17 protein-coding genes and 1 pseudogene are annotated in these 16,874 nt (G+C 68.9%); 4 read left to right on the plus strand and 14 right to left on the minus strand.

Translation table 11 applies throughout. The features are described 5' to 3' along the window. Positions 1 to 71 precede the first annotated feature (71 nt). The 5 genes from NBH00_RS18305 to NBH00_RS18325 form a co-directional block, all read right to left on the minus strand. Positions 72 to 929, minus strand: coding sequence for an SDR family oxidoreductase (locus NBH00_RS18305; RefSeq protein ID WP_254570028.1), 858 nt, complete (start codon positions 927 to 929; stop codon positions 72 to 74). Beyond that, positions 916 to 1,596 (minus strand): hypothetical protein, encoded by a 681-nt coding sequence (locus NBH00_RS18310; protein WP_254570029.1) that lies wholly within the window; start codon positions 1,594 to 1,596, stop codon positions 916 to 918. Before NBH00_RS18310 ends, NBH00_RS18305 begins: the two co-directional genes overlap by 14 nt. Continuing rightward, the gene (locus tag NBH00_RS18315; protein WP_254570030.1) at positions 1,593 to 2,786 is read right to left on the minus strand and encodes a hypothetical protein; all 1,194 of its coding nucleotides are present in this window, start codon (positions 2,784 to 2,786) and stop codon (positions 1,593 to 1,595) included. The genes NBH00_RS18310 and NBH00_RS18315 overlap by 4 nt, the downstream gene beginning before the upstream one ends. Before the next feature lie 170 nt (positions 2,787 to 2,956). Then, positions 2,957 to 3,196: a hypothetical protein gene (locus NBH00_RS18320; RefSeq protein ID WP_254570031.1), complete on the minus strand. Its 240-nt coding sequence runs from the start codon at positions 3,194 to 3,196 to the stop codon at positions 2,957 to 2,959. Positions 3,197 to 3,279: 83 nt separating this feature from the next. Further along, complete coding sequence (locus NBH00_RS18325) at positions 3,280 to 3,927, minus strand: TetR/AcrR family transcriptional regulator (RefSeq protein ID WP_254570032.1); 648 nt, start codon at positions 3,925 to 3,927, stop codon at positions 3,280 to 3,282. 423 nt (positions 3,928 to 4,350) lie between these two features. Here NBH00_RS18325 and NBH00_RS18330 point away from each other — a divergent pair, with 423 nt between their 5' ends. Next, a complete protein-coding gene (locus tag NBH00_RS18330) occupies positions 4,351 to 5,106 on the plus strand; it encodes an SDR family NAD(P)-dependent oxidoreductase (RefSeq protein WP_254570033.1) in 756 nt (251 codons plus the stop codon). Between the two features lie 337 nt (positions 5,107 to 5,443). After that, positions 5,444 to 6,579: pseudogene (locus NBH00_RS18335) on the plus strand (IS3 family transposase); the annotation flags it as partial. A gap of 449 nt (positions 6,580 to 7,028) precedes the next feature. On the opposite strand, the gene NBH00_RS18340 reads toward NBH00_RS18335, so the two are convergent. Continuing rightward, positions 7,029 to 8,312, minus strand: coding sequence for an IS1380 family transposase (locus tag NBH00_RS18340; protein ID WP_254570034.1), 1,284 nt, complete (start codon positions 8,310 to 8,312; stop codon positions 7,029 to 7,031). 184 nt (positions 8,313 to 8,496) lie between these two features. On the opposite strand from NBH00_RS18340, the gene NBH00_RS18345 reads away from it, so the two are divergent. Together NBH00_RS18345 and NBH00_RS18350 are read left to right on the plus strand one after the other, a co-directional pair. Beyond that, positions 8,497 to 9,314, plus strand: a protein-coding gene (locus tag NBH00_RS18345) for an IS5 family transposase (RefSeq protein WP_437126595.1) whose coding sequence is annotated in 2 segments (ribosomal slippage) — positions 8,497 to 8,842 and positions 8,842 to 9,314 — 819 coding nt in all. Because the reading frame shifts where the segments join, the coding sequence is not laid out codon by codon here. 65 nt (positions 9,315 to 9,379) lie between these two features. After that, positions 9,380 to 11,257 carry a putative bifunctional diguanylate cyclase/phosphodiesterase gene (locus NBH00_RS18350; RefSeq protein WP_254570035.1) on the plus strand — a complete coding sequence of 626 codons (1,878 nt, stop codon included), beginning with the start codon at positions 9,380 to 9,382 and terminating at the stop codon, positions 11,255 to 11,257. A gap of 128 nt (positions 11,258 to 11,385) precedes the next feature. Here the strand turns inward: NBH00_RS18350 and NBH00_RS18355 are convergent, their stop codons facing one another. The 8 genes from NBH00_RS18355 to NBH00_RS18390 form a co-directional block, all read right to left on the minus strand. Further along, positions 11,386 to 11,820 carry a hypothetical protein gene (locus tag NBH00_RS18355; protein WP_254570036.1) on the minus strand — a complete coding sequence of 145 codons (435 nt, stop codon included), beginning with the start codon at positions 11,818 to 11,820 and terminating at the stop codon, positions 11,386 to 11,388. 12 nt (positions 11,821 to 11,832) lie between these two features. After that, a complete protein-coding gene (locus NBH00_RS18360) occupies positions 11,833 to 11,979 on the minus strand; it encodes an STAS domain-containing protein (RefSeq protein WP_302182651.1) in 147 nt (48 codons plus the stop codon). Between the two features lie 229 nt (positions 11,980 to 12,208). Further along, complete coding sequence (locus NBH00_RS18365) at positions 12,209 to 12,598, minus strand: STAS domain-containing protein (protein WP_254570038.1); 390 nt, start codon at positions 12,596 to 12,598, stop codon at positions 12,209 to 12,211. A 171-nt stretch (positions 12,599 to 12,769) separates the two neighbouring features. Continuing rightward, positions 12,770 to 13,399 (minus strand): DUF1326 domain-containing protein, encoded by a 630-nt coding sequence (locus NBH00_RS18370; protein ID WP_254570039.1) that lies wholly within the window; start codon positions 13,397 to 13,399, stop codon positions 12,770 to 12,772. Positions 13,400 to 13,407: 8 nt separating this feature from the next. Next, a complete protein-coding gene (locus NBH00_RS18375; protein WP_254570040.1) occupies positions 13,408 to 14,184 on the minus strand; it encodes a DUF2182 domain-containing protein in 777 nt (258 codons plus the stop codon). Between the two features lie 418 nt (positions 14,185 to 14,602). Further along, complete coding sequence (locus NBH00_RS18380) at positions 14,603 to 14,977, minus strand: STAS domain-containing protein (protein ID WP_254570041.1); 375 nt, start codon at positions 14,975 to 14,977, stop codon at positions 14,603 to 14,605. Continuing rightward, positions 14,977 to 16,134, minus strand: coding sequence for a PP2C family protein-serine/threonine phosphatase (locus NBH00_RS18385; RefSeq protein WP_254570042.1), 1,158 nt, complete (start codon positions 16,132 to 16,134; stop codon positions 14,977 to 14,979). The genes NBH00_RS18380 and NBH00_RS18385 overlap by 1 nt, the downstream gene beginning before the upstream one ends. Then, positions 16,131 to 16,868 (minus strand): alpha/beta fold hydrolase, encoded by a 738-nt coding sequence (locus NBH00_RS18390; RefSeq protein ID WP_254570043.1) that lies wholly within the window; start codon positions 16,866 to 16,868, stop codon positions 16,131 to 16,133. The genes NBH00_RS18385 and NBH00_RS18390 overlap by 4 nt, the downstream gene beginning before the upstream one ends. Positions 16,869 to 16,874 lie beyond the last annotated feature (6 nt).

Below are 16,874 nucleotides of genomic sequence, written 5' to 3' on the forward strand. Positions count from 1 at the left end.
GGTGGTGCGCGCGGCCGCGAGCAGCGGGCCACCGCCGAGCGGGGTCCGCCGGCACCGCAGCGGCGCGCCCGTCAGCGCAAAGCACCCACCTCGTCGGCAGAGTGGTCGTCGCTGCGTCGCCGCTCCGCCGCCGACCGGGGGATGTTCGCGCAAGCCTTGCCCAGTAGCCGCTGGAACGGCATGTTCACCCAGTAGATCGGGAAGGCGCGGCGCGGCTTGACCACCGCCGCCTTGTCCTGCTCGATCCCCCGGACGATCGCCTCAGCCGCGTCCTGCGACGAGACCAGCGGGCTCACCCCGAGCCGTTGCAGCCGGCCGAGGACGTCGCGGACCCCGGCAACCTGGGGGTCGGCCATGCCGTGGCTGAGCAACGGCGTGTCGATCGTGCCGAAGTAGACCGTCGTCACGCCGATGTCGTAGGGCTTCAGCTCGATCCGCAGCGTCTCGTTGAGCGCCGCGACTCCAGCCTTGGTCGCGTTGTAGTGGCCGAGCAGAGGCGCCCAGATGCGCGCGGCCAGCGAGGCCACGGTCACTACGTGCCCGCCCGTGCGCTTCAGCTGCGGGAGCGTCGCCTGGACCATGCGGAACGGGCCGGTGAGGTTGACGTCCAGCGTGCGCTGCCAGACCTCCTCGTCCAGGTGCTCGATCAGATGGCCCTCGCCGATCCCCGCGTTGTTGACGAGGATCGCGATGTCACCGAGCTGCTCAGCCACCTGGGCGACCGCGGCCTGGATCGACTCATTGTCGGTGACGTCGAGATGGACGGCCATCCCGGGGACGGCGAGCGATGCAGCCACGCGCTGCGCCTTCTCAAGCTGCACGTCCGCCACCACCACCCGGCCGCCGCGGCGCGCCAGTGCTTCGGCCGTCGCCTGCCCGATGCCCTGCGCACCACCGGTGACCAGGCAGACGCGATCACGAATATCCATGGGATCCTCCTTGGGAGACTGTACGAGCACCGGCCGCCGGGATCGTCGATCCCGCGTCCCGGATGAGCCGCGCCACGTACATGGCGAGCATGAGGGCAACGAGTCCGACCGCGATGATGATCACGTAAGCCGTTGGCCTGGCCCACGAGGGCGGGTTTCCTGGTGCCGCCTCATCCACGAGATGCACGCGCATCACCTTCGGGGCGGTCAACAGCGGGCCGTTCTCACGCACGTAGACGCGCTCGCGGAACGCCCAGACCTTGTTGTCGAGGAAGAACCTCGGGGTCGTCCACCAGCTTCCCTCCTTCGGCCAGCTGAAGGTCGCCGTCTCGTAGCTCCGAGGCCCGGTCCTCCGCAACGGGATGTAGAGGCGCTTTCCCCCGCGGAGCGTGTAGATGTCCGGAGCCCGGCTTGCGTGCGCGAGAAACGGGGCAGGGTCTGACGTCTGCCTGATCTTCTCCGTGAAGGGAAGTTTGGGCGTCACCTGCTGCACGTCGCGGAACGCATCCACGCGGATCTTCACCGGGTCCCCGATGCGCGGGTTTCCGGGAATGACGGTCATGTTGACATCCACGAGGATGCGCGCGCCGGCAGTACTGGGAACGAAGAAGCCCGCTCCGATCACCGCGCTCAGCGCGAGGGCAAGCGTACGACCGCGCACGATCATCGTCCCACCCCCGCGACGGCAGCGGGACGCTCTGCGACGCCGTCGGCGACAGGCTCGACCAGGTCGTCCGAGGGACGCAGCATCCGGCCGGTCCGCACGCCGACGTACCCGGCGAGCGCCCCGAGAGCCACCACGGCGATCCACACGCCGGGAGTCGAGAGCGTGCCGGTCCAAACGGGCTGGCTGCGGAAGGTCTGCTGCACTGCCTCGCTGCCCACGACGAGCGCCGGGAAGGCGCCTAGCGCGATCGCCAGCGGCCGACCACGCAGGCGGCCGCCCGTCGCGATGAAGAACCCGTCGAGGATCAGAGCGGGAATCACGAGCACGACGAAGTCGGCGTGCGGGACGTTGACGAGATCGTTGATGCCCACGAAGGCGAGCCGCGCGATCGTGACGAGCCCCATGACGATCGTCGTGCTCCACCGGCGCCCGATGAGCGTCAGCGCGAGAAACGCCGGGAAGGCCGCGAGGATGGCCATGAGCGGCGCACCCAGCCGGAGATCCCACTGCGGGATGTCGAAGTCGTACTCGGCCAGCGTCCCCATGCTGACGAGCGTCATCGAACCCATCGCCACGCAGGCCAGGAGCTCTCCGCGCGATATGGAGCGCAGTGGCCGCAGCACCGACAAGCGGCGACTGCGGTCGTGGATGTTGGCCTCACCGGCGATGATCGCGGTGATCGCAAAGAGGGCAGCGGCGGCGCTGATGATGATCAGCAGGTGCGGCGGGCTCCACAGCGTGACGTCGAGACCGAAGGTGCGATGCCACAGTTCGTCGAGGCCGAACGCGGCCTGAGGGGTGGCCATCATCGCCAGGGCGATCACGAGGATCGGCGAGTACGGCAAGCCCCGCCACATCCGCATCGGCGTGGACACTGGGCGCCCCTCGATCGCCGCGGCCGACGACATCGCCGTGAACAGGGAGAGGATCACAGCGACGAGTCCGAGCCCCGTGAGGATGAAGACATGTGGAGGCGAAAGCAGCGTGTCGCGTCCCCTCAGGATATGCCAGCCGATGTCCCAGTACCCGCCGGCGAACGCGATATACACCACCGCCACCATCACCAAGGTCAGCGGCCACTGGTGGATCAGACCCACCTGCTGCGGGAGCAACGGCCTCAGCCGCTCCTCGTAGAACTGCGTCCCGCGTGCGGGACCCGCAGCGCGCGGGTCCCGCGTCGTCATCGCCATCTCGTGTCCTTTCGTCGTAGGACGACTTGCTGCCGTCCTCACCGAACATTTAGGTGCTCACAAGACCCCTGCGGTCTCGGCAACAAAGATACACAAATCAACTGTCCGTAACAAGGACCGGCTGTCGACGCGCGCCCCCAGCGCCAGTGCCCGAAGCCGAGGTTGGTCGGTCAATCGGACCCGCCCTCAGTCCCCCCGGGCCCGGCGCCGGACACCGCCGACGGGGCCTCCTGTTCCAGGCGACGTCCCCCGACCTGGGAGAGGATCTTGAGGAACACGATCAACGCGAAGATGGGCACGGCGAAGAGTGCTGCACCCAGCCAGCCCGCGGCGTGCGCCATCGGCAGCACCACCGCTGCGCCGTGCGCGTTGATCGTCGCGGTTTGCGGCAGCAGGAGTCGACCAAGCATCGCAACAATGTAACAGCGAGCAACGCTGCGTAACTCGCCCTCCTCCGCACGCCCCCCCACGCGGCCGCGGCGGCGTCAGTGCCTCATCGGCCCGCGCGAGGGCGGCGTTTCGCGGCACCCTCGGGTGGAGTGCCGATCAATGCCGGGGCAACGTACCGGCGCGCGAAGCGCCGAATATCGTCGGGGCGATCCAGAGGGACCACACTCGTCGGCGTGAGGATGAACGAGAGCACGAGGCGCACGATGATCTCGCCCGTGGCCTCCACGTCGAGCGGCGGAAGACGACCGGCGCGCACCTCGACGCCGAGGCGTTCGGCGACGAGACGGGAGGCGGCGGCGATCACCGGCCCCCCAAGCGTCGTGAGATGCGGGACGACCGATTCGGGTTCGGTGGTGACCAGCCGGTTGAAGAGCAGGTGTGCGCGCAGGAACTCGAGCGCGAACACGAAGCTCTCAGCAGCACGTTCCTCGAAGGTGTCACGCTGCCCGACGGCCACGTCGAGCGCCTCGAAAAAGCGACGTGCCTCGCGGAGGATCACGGCCTCCGTCAACGAATCCTTCCCGGCAAACCGCCGGTAGATCGTCACCCGCGAGACGCCCGCTGCCCGCGCAACGTCGTCCATCGTCGTCCGTCGAAACCCGAAACCCTCGAAAGTCTTGAGAGCGGCGTCGAGGATGCGCTCGACGCCCTCGTCCGGCTCCCCCACGGCGTCAAGCACACGAATCAGCACCCTCCGAGAGTACCGCCACGGGAAGCGGCCCGGCCTCTTCCTGCGGTTCGGGAAGCGACGAGCGGGCATGATGCGTGGCCTCGGACTGGCCGACCACGAGGGCCGAGCTGTGCCGCGAGCACGACATCGCCGACAGCCTCCTTCGCAAGGGGCGGAGCAGTTCCTCGCCACGGGCGCCGAGCGGTTGTCGAGCGCACCGAGGCCGACGAGCTCCGCCAGCGGGTGGCGAAGCTCGAGCGCGCGCTGGGGCGCATGACACTGGAGGTCGAGGTCGCGTGGGAACTCTTGCGGGGATGGGAGTGAGCATGCGCGTCGCCCCTTCCCGAACGTGACTCCCGTTGGCAACGCTCGTTCACTCGTGCTTCACCCGCGCACGCGCCTTGGTAGCGTCCGCCGGGAAACTGCAACGGAGCGGAGAAAACGATGTCTGAGCGAGTAGCCCTGGTCACCGGTGGAGCGCGGGGAATCGGCCGGGCGATCGCCCAGGCCCTGGCTGCAGACGACCGGGCGGTCGCCGTCGCCGACCTGTTGGAGGACGGTGCAGCCGAGACGGTCAAGCTCATCGAGGCTGACGGCGGGCGGGCCGTTGCCGTTTCACTGGACGTGACCTCGGCGGCATCCGTCGCGACGGCATTCGCCCGCGTGACCGCAGAACTCGGGCCGGTCGACGTCCTCGTCAACTGCGCCGGATGGGATGTCCTGATGCCGTTCGTCGAGACCGACGAGGAGTTCTGGCAGAAAGTCATCGAGATCAACTACAAGGGCGTCCTCCGCACGACGCACGCCGCGCTCCCGGGGATGATGGAACGGGGCTTCGGCCGGATCGTGAACATCGGCTCCGACGCCGGCCGCGTCGGATCTTCACTTGAGGCTGTTTACGCGGGGACCAAGGGCGGCGTGATCGCCTTCACGAAGACGATCGCCCGAGAGGCAGCCCGCAAGGGCGTCACCGCCAACACGGTGTGTCCGGGCCCTACCGACACACCGCTGCTCGGTGCGATCGTCGACGCCGCCGAGGACGCCGACAAGGTCATTGGCGCGATGACCCGCGCGGTGCCGATGAAACGCCTTGGACAGCCGGAAGAAGTCGCCGCCGCCGTTGCGTTCCTGGCGGGCGAGTCTGCCGGCTTCATCAGCGGGCAGACCTTGTCCGTCAGCGGCGGCCTCACCATGGCCTGATATGGGGATCCGGTTGTCGAGTGGGCGTGTGGTGTCGCCGGCCGCCGGCGGTCGGTTTGCGTGGTGTGTGGGCCGGGTTCTCGGGGCGGGCCGCCGCTGCGCGACGACTGATCTGCCTGATATTCGCGGGCTGGGTACCGCTGGACCGTTGTTCGTCGCTGGCTGACCCGTCTGATGATCGAGCGCGCCCCGCGTGCGGGGTGCTCACAGGCCAGTGGTCAGCCATGTTGCGCGACGGGGCGGCCGGCCCCGACAGCCCGGCCGGGCTGTTTGGAGTTCCCCCGGTTTCGTGGACATCTGATGGCTGAGGTTGCTCAGCCCGAGAGGATGTCTGCATATGCCCAAGGTCCCGCCGTACTCGTTGGAATTCCGCCTGGAGGCCGTTCGGCTCCTGCGGTCCAGCGGCCGCACCGTCCCGCAGCTGGCGAAGGAGCTCGGAGTCTCGGAAGGGTCGCTGCGCAGCTGGCGCGAGCAGCTTGACGCTGACGAAGGTCGCTCGGAGGGCCTGAGCACCAGCGAGCGCGAGGAGCTGCGGCGCCTGCGCAAGGAGAACCGGATCCTCGCGGAGGAGCGTGAGATCCTAAAAAAAGCAGCGGCCTTCTTCGTGGCAGAGAACAAGAACCGGTGATCGCCTTCCGGTTCGTTCTGGCGAACAAGGCCTGCCACTCGATCAGCCTGATGTGCCGTGTGCTCGCGGTCTCGCGCTCGGGCTATCACGCCTGGATCGTTCGGCCGCCGTCGGCCCGGGCCGTCGCTGACGCGGCGCTCACCGACCAGATCTCGGTCATCCACACGGACGCGCTGAAGACCTATGGCTCCCCGCGGATCCATGCCGAGCTGCGGCTGCAGCACGACGTTCTGGTCGGCCGCAAACGCGTGGAGCGGCTGATGCGCAACGCCGGCCTCTCGGGCCTGCACAAACGACGGCGCGGACGCACCACGATCCGCGTGCAGGGCGTGCGGACCGCACCCGATCTGGTGGAGCGCGACTTCAACCCGACCCGGATCAACCAGCTGTGGGTCGCCGACATCACCTACATCCGCACGTGGGAAGGGTGGCTCTACCTGGCGTCGGTGATGGACTGCTACAGCCGCCGGATCGTCGGCTGGGCGATGGCCGATCACATGCGCGCCGAGCTCGTCATCGACGCGCTGGAGATGGCCGTCGCCAGGCGCCGGCCCGACGGGCGGCCGATACATCACAGCGACCAGGGCGGGCAATACACGTCTCTGATCTTCACCCAGCGCTGCCGCAGCGTGGACATCGACATCTCGATGGGATCCAAGGGCGACTGCTACGACAACGCCGCGATGGAGAGCTTCCACGCGAGCCTGAAGAAGGACCTCATCCACCGCCGCTCGTGGCCGACCAAGACCGAGGCGCGAACAGCGGTGTTCGGCTACATCGAGACGTTCTACAACCGCCGCCGACGCCACTCCCGCCTCGGGATGCTCAGCCCCGTGGACTACGAGAACACCCCTCTACGCGATACGGGAACGGCTTTCTCCCCCTCCCCCGACCAGACCCTGTTGACTACAACAACGGCCGCTCACGCGGCCTAACCCCGACCTGTCCACCAGACCGGGGGACTTCCAGAGTGCCGCTGCGCAAGCATCAGCCGCGACTGTGAGCCGCGCCTGACGGGACGCGCATGCACGTGGTCCATCGCGTGTTCGGGACAGGGTCATGGAGGAGTTCCCCGAGCGAACTCAGCTAAGCCTCGATCCACCGTTCGCCTTGATGTGGGCCGCGTCAGCGGCCGAGTGGGTCAGCTCGGGGTGGCGGCGCGGGTGATCGAGCGCGCTGAGGGATTCGCAGTGCGGGTGGGGCCAGTTGAGGCCGTCGCGGTGGCGTGAGTTTGGGTGGTCGCGGGCAGGCCGAGGCCAGCGGTCCTGCGGCTGAACGTCGGGAGCCCCTGGTGTCAGGCGGGTGGCGGCAGCGCCCGGATCAGGTCTAGGGCGGTGAGGAAGTCCTGTCGCCAGGGCCAGCGGGCGGGCATCCGCAGCAGCGTGCGGCGGCCGCTGCGGGCGAGTCGTCCGGGGACCTGAAGCAGCCGCCGGCGGAGGGTCCGCGCGGTGCGGGTGGTGGCGTCCGGGAGGGCGATCTTCTGGGTCCAGCGCAGCAGGTTGTGCGCGAGCGCGGCGATCACGGTCCAGGCGGCGTTGGCGTGGTACTTGCCCGAGGGGAAGTGCGCGAGCGCCTGATCTTTGAGGTCGCGGATCGCGAGCTCAACGACGGCGTGCTGGCGATGCTCAGCCTCGACAATCTGGAGGTCGTCGGTGCGGTTGGTCGCGAACGGGTAGTGCTCCCAACTCGGGAGCAGCTCGCCTTGCTGGGAGAGCGTCCTGACTCGGCGGATGATCATGCGGAAGTCGCCGATCGTGGTCTCGGCGATCTGCGCGACAGAGGTCTTGGGGTAGTCCTCCAAGGTCACCCAGGCGTCCTCGTCGATCGCGTCGACGAGCGCGCGAACGTGAGGCTGCATGCGGATCCCGATCGAGAACTGCCAGCCGGCCCGGTCAAGCCGCACGAACGTCTTCTTCGCCCAGAACCCCGAGTCGGTGCGCAGCAGCTTCGGGCCTGTGGCGCCGGCGCGATCAACGCGGGCGATGAGCTCCTCGCAGAAGCGGAGCATGCCGCGGGAGGTGTTCGCCGAGCCCTTCCGCAGCCGGATGTGGAGGACCTCACCGGTGTCCGCGCGGGTCGCGAGCAGTGGGTGGTAGCCGAGCTTTCGGGTGTAGCCGTAGCCCGCGCCCTGCTTCTTGTAGCCGTGGACCTCGCCGACAAACGAATCAACGTCGATCACCAGCCGCTCGTCGCCCGGGCCGGCGCCCGCGGCCCACGCGCGTTCAAGCGCGAGGCCAAGCACGCGGTCTAGCTGCCTGACGTGCCCGAACGTGAACGCCCGCAGGAACGTGCCGAGCGTTGACGGCGCCGCAACGCGATGCCCGAGTACCGCGCCGGTCTGTCCTGAGCGCAGCAGATCGCAGTCGTCGATGCAGTCCGCACCGAGGACCATCGCCGAGCACATCGTCATGACCTTGCGGCCCGGATTCGCCGCGCCAGGACGGTCGCCGAGATCCACGCACTCTTCGATGAGTTGCTCAAGCCCGAGGCGCTGCGCGAGGAGCGCGGGGAGCATCACCCCAGCGTTCGCGACCGCCCGCGCATCATCGAACACCACGACCGCCGACTCGTTCACCATGAGGGTGACCTCCTGAGCAGAGCCGCGGTCGCCGCGAACGACCGCTTTCAAGCCCTGCTTGGGAGGTCACTCCACTTCAGACCCCGGATGGATCGGTGGATCGAGGCTAAGAAGCTGTTTCGGAATGAAGGGTTATGTCTCCTGATCTGGAATCTGTCGGCGGTGTCGTTGAGGATTGGAGGTCGTGGAGGTGCCCTCTCGCTTTGAAGTCAGCGATGAGCTGTGGGCGGAGATCGAGCCGTTGATCCCCGTCCGCGTGCGTCGCCGTCGTCACCCGGGCCGCAAGGCGATCGATGACCGGCTGGTCCTCAACGGCATCCTGCACGTGCTGCACACCGGCATCGCGTGGACGGATCTGCCGCGCGAGTATGGCTACGGCTCCGGGGTCACGTGCTGGCGACGACTTCGCGATTGGCAGCAGGCCGGCGTCTGGGAGGCGCTGCACCAGAAGCTGCTGGTCAAGCTCAACGCCGCGGGCGTGATCGACTGGTCTCGCGCCTCCGTTGACGGCTCTCATGTGCGTGCGCTTTTGGGGGGCTCCACACCGGGCCATCCCCAGTAGATCGCGGGCGCAACGGCTCAAAGCACCACCTCCTGGTCGACGCCGGCGGGATCCCCCTGGCCGTCTCGCTGACCGGCGGCAACCGCAACGACGTCACTCAGCTGATCCCGCTGCTTGAGGATCTGCACGCCCGTCCGGTCGCCGGCAAGGTCGGCCGACCACGCCAAAAGCCCGACGTCGTGCTCGCCGACCGAGGCTATGACCACGACAAGCACCGCCGTCTGGTCCGGGCCCGCGGAATCACCCCCGTGATCGCCCGCCGCGGCGTCGCACACGGCTCCGGCCTCGGTCGTCAGCGCTGGGTCGTCGAACGCGGCTTCGCGCACCTGCACAACTTCCGCCGGCTGAGGATCCGCTACGAACGCCAGCCCGAGATCCACGAGGCGTTCCTCAAGCTCGCTTGCGCGATCCTCTGCTTCAGGCGCCTGCCGTCATTTTGAAAGACCTTCTAAGGCCACCGGTGGTGTTCGCCCCGACAGGGAGCGGAGCATTTCCGGAGGACCGCGTGTGGGCTCTGCTGGGCCTGGGCTTTATCGCGAGCTACATGGCCGACAGCATGTCGCTCCTAGAGGTCGCCGAGGGCGATACCCGCACCAGCGCAGGAGCCACGCTCCTCTACCTGTCGGGTGTGGCGCTGCTGGCGATGGCCGCTTGGCAGCCGGTGTCGCCCCGCGAGGCTCCGGGACAGGATCGGTGGTCGGTGCTCCTCGGGCCGAGCGCGTTCATCTCGACGTCGATCGGGTTGCTGCTCTACGACCACTTCTCACCGCTCACGCTGTCGGCGGTGCTGCTCGCCGGCGCGACGCTGATCGCCGGGGTCACCCGAGCTGCGTTCACATTCCACGACGTGCGCACGTTGGCAGTCACCCGCGTGCAGGCCGTCACCGATGAGCTGACGTCGCTGCCCAACCGGCGGCTGTTCATGACGACGCTCACCGAGGCGATCGCCGCAGCCGCGACCGCAGGGCGCCCGGCATCGGTCCTGCTCATCGACATCGACCAGTTCAAGCAGCTCAACGACACACTCGGCCACCGAGCAGGCGACCTGCTCCTACGCCAAGTCGGCCCGCGCGTTCAGGACGCGCTGCGCGAGAACGACATGCTCGCGCGACTGGGCGGCGATGAGTTCGCTGTCGTGCTGGGCTCACCCTGCGACGCCGACGCCGCCGTGCGGGTCGCCGAACGCATCGGCGTCTGCTTCAGCCGGCCGTTCGAGATCGAGAGCCTGCAGCTGCGCGTCGCGGCGAGCGTCGGGATCGCCCTCTATCCGCTCCATGCCCGCGACGCAGAGCAACTGCTGTCGCGCGCGGACGTAGCGATGTATCAGGCCAAGCGCGACCGCGCCGGCCACGCCCTCTACGCCTCATCGCGCGACGACAACTCGCGCGACAACCTCACCCTGGCCTCCGAGCTTCCCGGCGCGATCAACTCCGACCAGATCGAAGTGCACTTCCAGGCGAAGGCCGACGCCGCAACGGGTCGCGTGGTCGGCATGGAAGCTCTCGCGCGCTGGAGCCACCCCCACCGTGGGCTCCTCCCGCCCGGGGCCTTCATCGGGCTTGCCGAACAGGCCGGGATGATGCGCGAGCTCACTCGCGCCGTCATCGGCGCGGCTCTCGCCGCCTGTCGCGATTGGCACGACGCAGGTCACCCCATCCAGGTGGCGGTGAACGTCACGTTCACCGATCTGATGGACGCCACCTTCCCCGCCGAGGTCGCCTTTGCCCTCGCGCGCCACGGTCTCGAACCGTCGTACCTGACGCTCGAGGTCACCGAGAGCTCGACCATGTCCGACGCCGAGCAGATCGCCGACGTGCTCACCCAACTGACCGAGACGGGTGTCCGGATCTCGCTGGACGACTTCGGGACGGGGTACTCCTCGCTGTCGCACCTGCGAACCCTCCCGGTCAGCGAGATCAAGATCGATCGCTCGTTCGTCGCTCGTATGCGGTCGGACGGCGTGGACGAAGCCATCGTCCGGTCGACCATCCAACTCGCGCACAACCTCGGCACGCGCGTCGTGGCCGAAGGCGTGGAGGATGACGCCACGTGGACCGCTCTGGGGCACCTGGGTTGCGATGTCGTGCAGGGCTACCTCATCTCTCGGCCCTTGCCTCCCCCAGCCGCCATCGCCTTCTTGGACTCCCATCCCGGGCGTCGTTTCGACAACTGCCCTCGCGTCGCGCAGACGCAGAACGGAGGCCGCTCCCGTCCACACTCGACGACCGAAGCCGTGCCGTCGCGGCATGCCGGCCCGGGGCGCTGTGGAGTTCTCCCCGTTTCGGTGGACAGGGTGATCTACCCCTGCTTTTTCGAACCCGGGAGGATCGTGACTCTCCGCGAGCTGAGGCGTCCGGCCATCGAGGAACTCCGCGACCTGTAGAGCGAGCGTCCATGCCCCCGGGGGCGGCCGGCGCTGCCGCGTAGGCTCGAGGTCGTCGCGTAGGGCACCGCCACGGTCCGGCGTGAGCGTTGGCTGCTGGGGCGGGCCGGCCTCGTCCCGGCGGCCGATCAGCCCGCGCTGTCGACCACCGTCAGGGGGACCTTCAGGTGGGCCAGGCGGTGCGGGAGATCGACGTGGAACCATCGCTCGATCGGGTGCGACGCCTGCGAGAGGATGATCTCGTCGATCGGCTCGTGGAACATCACGCCGTCCACGACGTCCATCGGGTCGTGGCGGATCGACACCGAAGCGATCACCGGGCCACCGGCGGCCTCCTCGATGGCGGGCAGCGCCTCGGTCAGCGCTCGCTCGGCTTCGGCGGCCTTGTCGCGCCGCTCGGGGTGCATCGGGTGCCACTCGGCCGGGGCCGGGTTGGGGACGACGAAGCGGAACTGCGCCGGGCCGCGCGCGGCACGCTCGCGCATCGCTTCCAGCAGGGCCGGGTCGGTCGCGGTGCGGTCGGCGAGGACGAGGATACGCGCGGGTTTCTCGGTGGTGCTCACGGCGGGACTCCTTCACGCGCGTGCTCCGCTTGAGTCGATCCGGGTGAGGGTGCGCAGGTCGATGGTGATCTGGCGACGCTCGTGGCGGGTGATGCGGTCAAGCTCTGGCTGCAGCTGCGCGATGGTGGCGACCACGAGCTCACCGCGCACGCCGATCACCCGTGCTGGCGGCGGCTATTCCGTGGTGACGCGGAACGTCGGTCGTGGGGCAGCGTTGCGGGAGGGCATACGCGACATCGACCTCACGTAGGACGACAACACTCGTCGCGTCTCGGAACACGGCCGCAAGCCGCCGCGCCGGCACCCGAGAGCTCATTGCACGGGGCTTGCACGCGCCGACCGTCGACGTCGTGAGCTGGCCGCGGACTCCGGCGATAGGTGGACGTGGTCATGCCGGCGGGTTTTCGAGATCGGCTGGACGCGGGGTGCCGTCGGCGGGCGAGAGGGCGGCCACTGCTCCGGCGATGGAAGGGCTGACGCCAAGGGCCGGCTCGAGGCCGGCGAGGGCGAGGATTCGTGCCACACGGCCGCCGGGTCTGACGCAGGTCGCCAGCCGACCTCCGCGGTGGCGTCGCTGCGCGATCAGGAGGACCGCGATGCCCGACGAGTCGAGGAAGCTCAGCTCCCGCAGATCGAGCACGAGGCACGGCGCGGTGACCTGCATAACGGCCTGACGGCACACCATCATCGAGGTGATGTCGAGCGCGCCGAAGCACCGCAACACATGAGTTCGGGCGTCGAACGTCTCAAGGTCTGTCCGGAACTCTCCGGGCGTCATCGGTCTTGCCAACTCCTGAACCACCTTGGAAACAGAAGCCGTCCGACGAGAGACTGATCAGAATCCCACGAGTCCGGCACGACCGACCCTATCGCGGCCGCTCCCCGAACTCGAGCACCACCGCTGGGCGCGATGGTGCTCGCAGTCTGCTGTCGGCCGGCCTGCGGGGTGTCAGTTCTGGTTGGTCCAGTCGAAGTCGTAGAGGATCCAGTTGCTGTCCTTGAAGGACATGTGGATGCCCTCGGCCTCGACCTCGAAGGTGCCCTGGCCGCAGTCGCCCTGCTTCCAGATGAAGCCCTGGTTCAGGACGATCGAAACGAGGTGGTCCTCGCCGGTGACGGGGTTCTTCAGCGTCGTGCCCCGGGCCTCACCCACGCCCTCGACCCGGAACCCGCTGTGCATGCCGTCCTCGTCGACGTCGATGTCGGCGCGGACCACGCCGGCGACCTCGAAGGTCGTGCCGAGGATCTCCCAGGGCATGCCGCCGAGCTGTCCGGTGTAGATCTGGGCCAGGGCGCCGAGCTGCTCGTCGGTGACCGCCGGCGGGGCGACCATGACCGCCTTGCCGCCCCCGTCGTGGATCGCCTTGGGCCAGTCGAGGATCGCGAGGGTCGTCACGCCGGCCAGGTCCACGTCGCCGCAGTGGCCCGACGCGATCTGGTTTATGACCGCGGCTTTGCAGCTGCCGTCGGGCGAGGTCGGGAAGCCGTTGAAGTTGCAGGTGCAGCCGGGCTGGCAGTTGCAGAACTCATAGCCCTTTCCGGCGATGCGCCAGGCGGTCCGGGTCTCGGTGGTCGTCATGCCTTCTCCTAGGTGATGTGCGTGATCAGGGACGGTGCGATGAGCAGCGCGGCGCCGAGCGCGGCCAGCGCGCAAGCCGCGGCGAGCGCGAACCGCTCGCCTGAGGGCAGGTTCTTCTCGGCGAAGATCAACACGGTGAAGACCACGAGCCACACGACGCTCATGCTGGCGGCGGCGACGAGAACCGCGAAGAGCGCCCAGCAGCAACCGATGCAGTAGGCGCCGTGGACGAAGCCCATCCGCATCGCCCCGGCGGGCCGGCGGGCGTCGCCGCCGAAGCGCAGGAACACGCCCATCGGGGAGCGGCAGTGGCGCAGGCAGGCCGACTTCACGGGACTGACCTGCCACACGGCGGCGGCCAGCAGCGTGGCGCCGGCGACGCGGCCCGCCCAGGCGGCCCCGTCGGCCAAAGGCATCTCGAGCGCGCGCCACGCGACAAAGGCGGGGAGCGCCAGTGTCGTCCACAGCACGAGGTACCCGGCGACGAACAAGGGGGCCGGTGCGACGGTCCCGCGTGCAGCGGCCAGCCCGTAGAGCTTCACGACCGGCAGCACAGCCGGCAGCATCATCGCCGCCATCATCGCCAGCCACGCCACGACGAACGCGCCGAGCGACATCGGACCGGCCATCGCGTCCATCCCGCCGCCGGACATGTCGCCGGCGACCTTGACCGACCACCACCACCCGACCGCGGCCAGCGCGAGCAGGACCATGGGAACCGTCCGCCGCGCGACGCCGTCGCGGATCGCGGGACTGGGTGAGACCTGGACTCCAGCGTCGGGCATGCGCTGACTCCTCGCGTTGTCGGCACTAGCATGCCATTTTCTGGCTTATCGATCAAGCGCCAGGGGCACATCAACACCTCCCGAGTCACACGTGGAAACCGAACGCGCTCGTCAGGGACGGGACCTGCACAAGGCACGCCGGCGGATCAAGCGGTTCGCCGTCCCGAATCGATGGGGATGGACGGCCGGCTGCAGGTGGCCGCGCTATTCCGGGAGGGGGCTCGGCGAGGCGACGGAGACCACCCGAATGCCCGGACCCGGGCAGCGCCCAGCCTGCTCGGCAAGGCGCTGCTGGCCGAGGACCACGGAGCTGGATGCCCGTCGTCTCGCATGGTCGCGCCGGCAAGCGCCCGCCGCACTGCCAATGAGTGGCTGCCCGCCGGACAGGCAGGGACCGACGGTGAGCGCAGCTGTGTGGTCAGTCTCCGTCGGCCGGCCGGTACGGGCCTCCGACGGCCTGCTGAATCAGCTTCCGAGCCTCCTCGACCGACCCGACGACGCGCAGGGTCTGGGTGAGGGCGGTGAGCTCGAGCAGACGCAGGACCGGGCCCGAGCGGCACACGACGACGAAGTGCCGTCCTCCGGCGACGCGGCGGCGGGCGGCGTTCAGCAGGATGGACAAACCGGTCGAGTCGGCGAACTCGACCTCCCGCAGGTCGACGATGAGGTGCGTGTCGGCCTCGGTCGGATCCTGGGCCAGCGATGACTTGAGCCTAGGGCCTCCGGCGATGTCCAGCGGCCCGGTGGCCGTCACCACGCGGATCGACAGCTCGGGGCCACCGGCCGTCGTCATCACAGCTCCCGCCCGGGTGGAGTGGATAGGCCCCCGTCCAGGCCGTACCTCATCGCCAGCAGGCAGACGTCGTCGGCGTCGTCGTCTCCGGCCATCCGGTCGGAGGTAGCCTGGGTGAAGCGCGCGAGGTCGAGGTCGCGGAGATCGTGCGCAGCCGAGCCGAGGCGCGCGAGCCCGGTGTCGAGCGGCTCACCCCGCCGCTCGATGAGTCCATCCGAGAAGAACAGGACCGTCGTTCCGCGGGCCAGCGACCAGTGACCCTCGCTCCGGCGCCGCACGCCCCTGGCCGCGTCGAGCGGCGGGCTGCGACCGGCCCAGAGCAAGACCGGATCCCCGTCCGGCGGCAGCACCATCGGCGGAGGGTGGCCCGCGCACGCATACGTGAACTCACCGCTGGGCAGCACCAGCTGCCCGTAGGCGACGGTGCAGTACCGGCCCACGTCGTGCCGGCGCGCGTACCGCTCCACCCCGTCGAGGACCGCCGCGGGGCCGCTCGCGTCCGCGGCGATCGCCCGGACGGCGCTTCGCAGCTGGCCCATCGCCGCCGCCGCTGGGATGCCCCGTCCCACGACGTCGCCGACGACCAAGGCCAGGGAGCGACCTTCCTCGAGCCAGAAAGCGTCATACCAGTCCCCGCCGACCGCCAGGCCCGTCACCGCTGGCCGGTAAACGATGTCGACCTGGACGTCCGCCGCGGCGGGAAGCGCGCCGGCGAGCAGACCTGCCTGTAGCTCGCGGGCGATGCCCTCCTCGCGTGTCCGCGACCGCATGAGCTCCTCCTCGTACCGGCGGCGGTCCGTCGCGTCGAAGACCACCGTCCGCATCCGCGGGTCGTCGAGGCCAGGGCTGATCGTCGCGTTGACGAGCGTCGACATCCTCGACCCGTCGGCCCGGACGACGTCCAGCGCGATCTCGCTCACGCGCCCGTGCATCTGCAGCAGCGGCGCGAAGTGCGTCTCGTAGTAGATGCGAGCGCCTTGGCTGAGGAGCTCTTGGAACCGGCGGCCGACCAGCTCGGGTTGCGCGTACCCCGTCCAGGTCTGGAACGTGCGGTTCGCCCGGACGATGCGACCATCCAGATCACTGGTGAGGTACCCGCACGGAGCTTCCTCGAAGAGATCCTCGAGCTGTCGCTCAGGCGCGCGCGGCCCGTTCACCGCTCAAGCCACTCCCAGATCGCGGCGTTGACCTCGTCGGGAGCGCTCACGTTCGGGCAGTGCCCGGTCGCCTCGAGCAGGACGAGCTCACCTCCAGCCAGGGCGTCGGAGACGAACTTCCCGACGTTTGTCGGTGCGATCACGTCTTCGCGGCACTGGAGCACGAGACTCGGGATGGTCACCCGCTGCAGGTCTGCGCGGTTGTCCGAGAGGAACGTCAGCCGGGCGAAGTGGCGTGCGATCGCGGGATCGGCACGGCAGAAGCTCTCGGTGAGCTCATTCCGCAGCGCCTCGGGCTGATCGGATCCCATGATCGCCGGTGCCATGACGCTCGACCATCCGAGGTAGTTACTCTCCATCGCCCGCAGCATGTCCTCGATGTCCGGCCGGGTGAAGCCGCCCTCGTAGTCGACGTCGTCCAGGTACCGAGCCGAAGGTCCGACGAGGACGAGACGCGCAATGCGGTCCGAGCGGGCGGCGGCGAGCACCCCGATCATCGCGCTGACGGAGTGCCCCACGAAGATGACATCGCGAAGATCGAGTTCCTCGCAGATCGCGATGACGTCGTCCGCGTACCCCTCGAGCGACGAGTAGCGGTCCGGATCAAACGCACGGACATCCGAGCCACCCGCGCCGACGTGGTCGAACAGCACGAGGCGGTAACGCTCCTCGAACGCGGGCCAGACCCGGCGCCACATCTGCTGATCGCAGCCGAACCCGTGCGCCAGCAGCATCGGTCG

The sequence above is a fragment of the Paraconexibacter antarcticus genome (assembly GCF_024220175.1).
GTDB classification, from domain to species: Bacteria; Actinomycetota; Thermoleophilia; order Solirubrobacterales; family Solirubrobacteraceae; genus Paraconexibacter; species Paraconexibacter antarcticus.

Bases quoted from the DNA above. Each gene is read 5' to 3' on its own strand.
- NBH00_RS18305 (WP_254570028.1), bottom strand. From the start codon at position 929: ATGGATATTCGTGATCGCGTCTGCCTGGTCACCGGTGGTGCGCAGGGC.
- NBH00_RS18310 (WP_254570029.1), bottom strand. From the start codon at position 1,596: ATGATCGTGCGCGGTCGTACGCTTGCCCTCGCGCTGAGCGCGGTGATC.
- NBH00_RS18315 (WP_254570030.1), bottom strand. From the start codon at position 2,786: ATGGCGATGACGACGCGGGACCCGCGCGCTGCGGGTCCCGCACGCGGG.
- NBH00_RS18320 (WP_254570031.1), bottom strand. From the start codon at position 3,196: ATGCTTGGTCGACTCCTGCTGCCGCAAACCGCGACGATCAACGCGCAC.
- NBH00_RS18330 (WP_254570033.1), top strand. From the start codon at position 4,351: ATGTCTGAGCGAGTAGCCCTGGTCACCGGTGGAGCGCGGGGAATCGGC.
- NBH00_RS18340 (WP_254570034.1), bottom strand. From the start codon at position 8,312: ATGGTGAACGAGTCGGCGGTCGTGGTGTTCGATGATGCGCGGGCGGTC.
- NBH00_RS18365 (WP_254570038.1), bottom strand. From the start codon at position 12,598: ATGACGCCCGGAGAGTTCCGGACAGACCTTGAGACGTTCGACGCCCGA.
- NBH00_RS18370 (WP_254570039.1), bottom strand. From the start codon at position 13,399: ATGACGACCACCGAGACCCGGACCGCCTGGCGCATCGCCGGAAAGGGC.
- NBH00_RS18375 (WP_254570040.1), bottom strand. From the start codon at position 14,184: ATGCCCGACGCTGGAGTCCAGGTCTCACCCAGTCCCGCGATCCGCGAC.
- NBH00_RS18380 (WP_254570041.1), bottom strand. From the start codon at position 14,977: ATGACGACGGCCGGTGGCCCCGAGCTGTCGATCCGCGTGGTGACGGCC.
- NBH00_RS18390 (WP_254570043.1), bottom strand. From the start codon at position 16,868: ATGCTGCTGGCGCACGGGTTCGGCTGCGATCAGCAGATGTGGCGCCGG.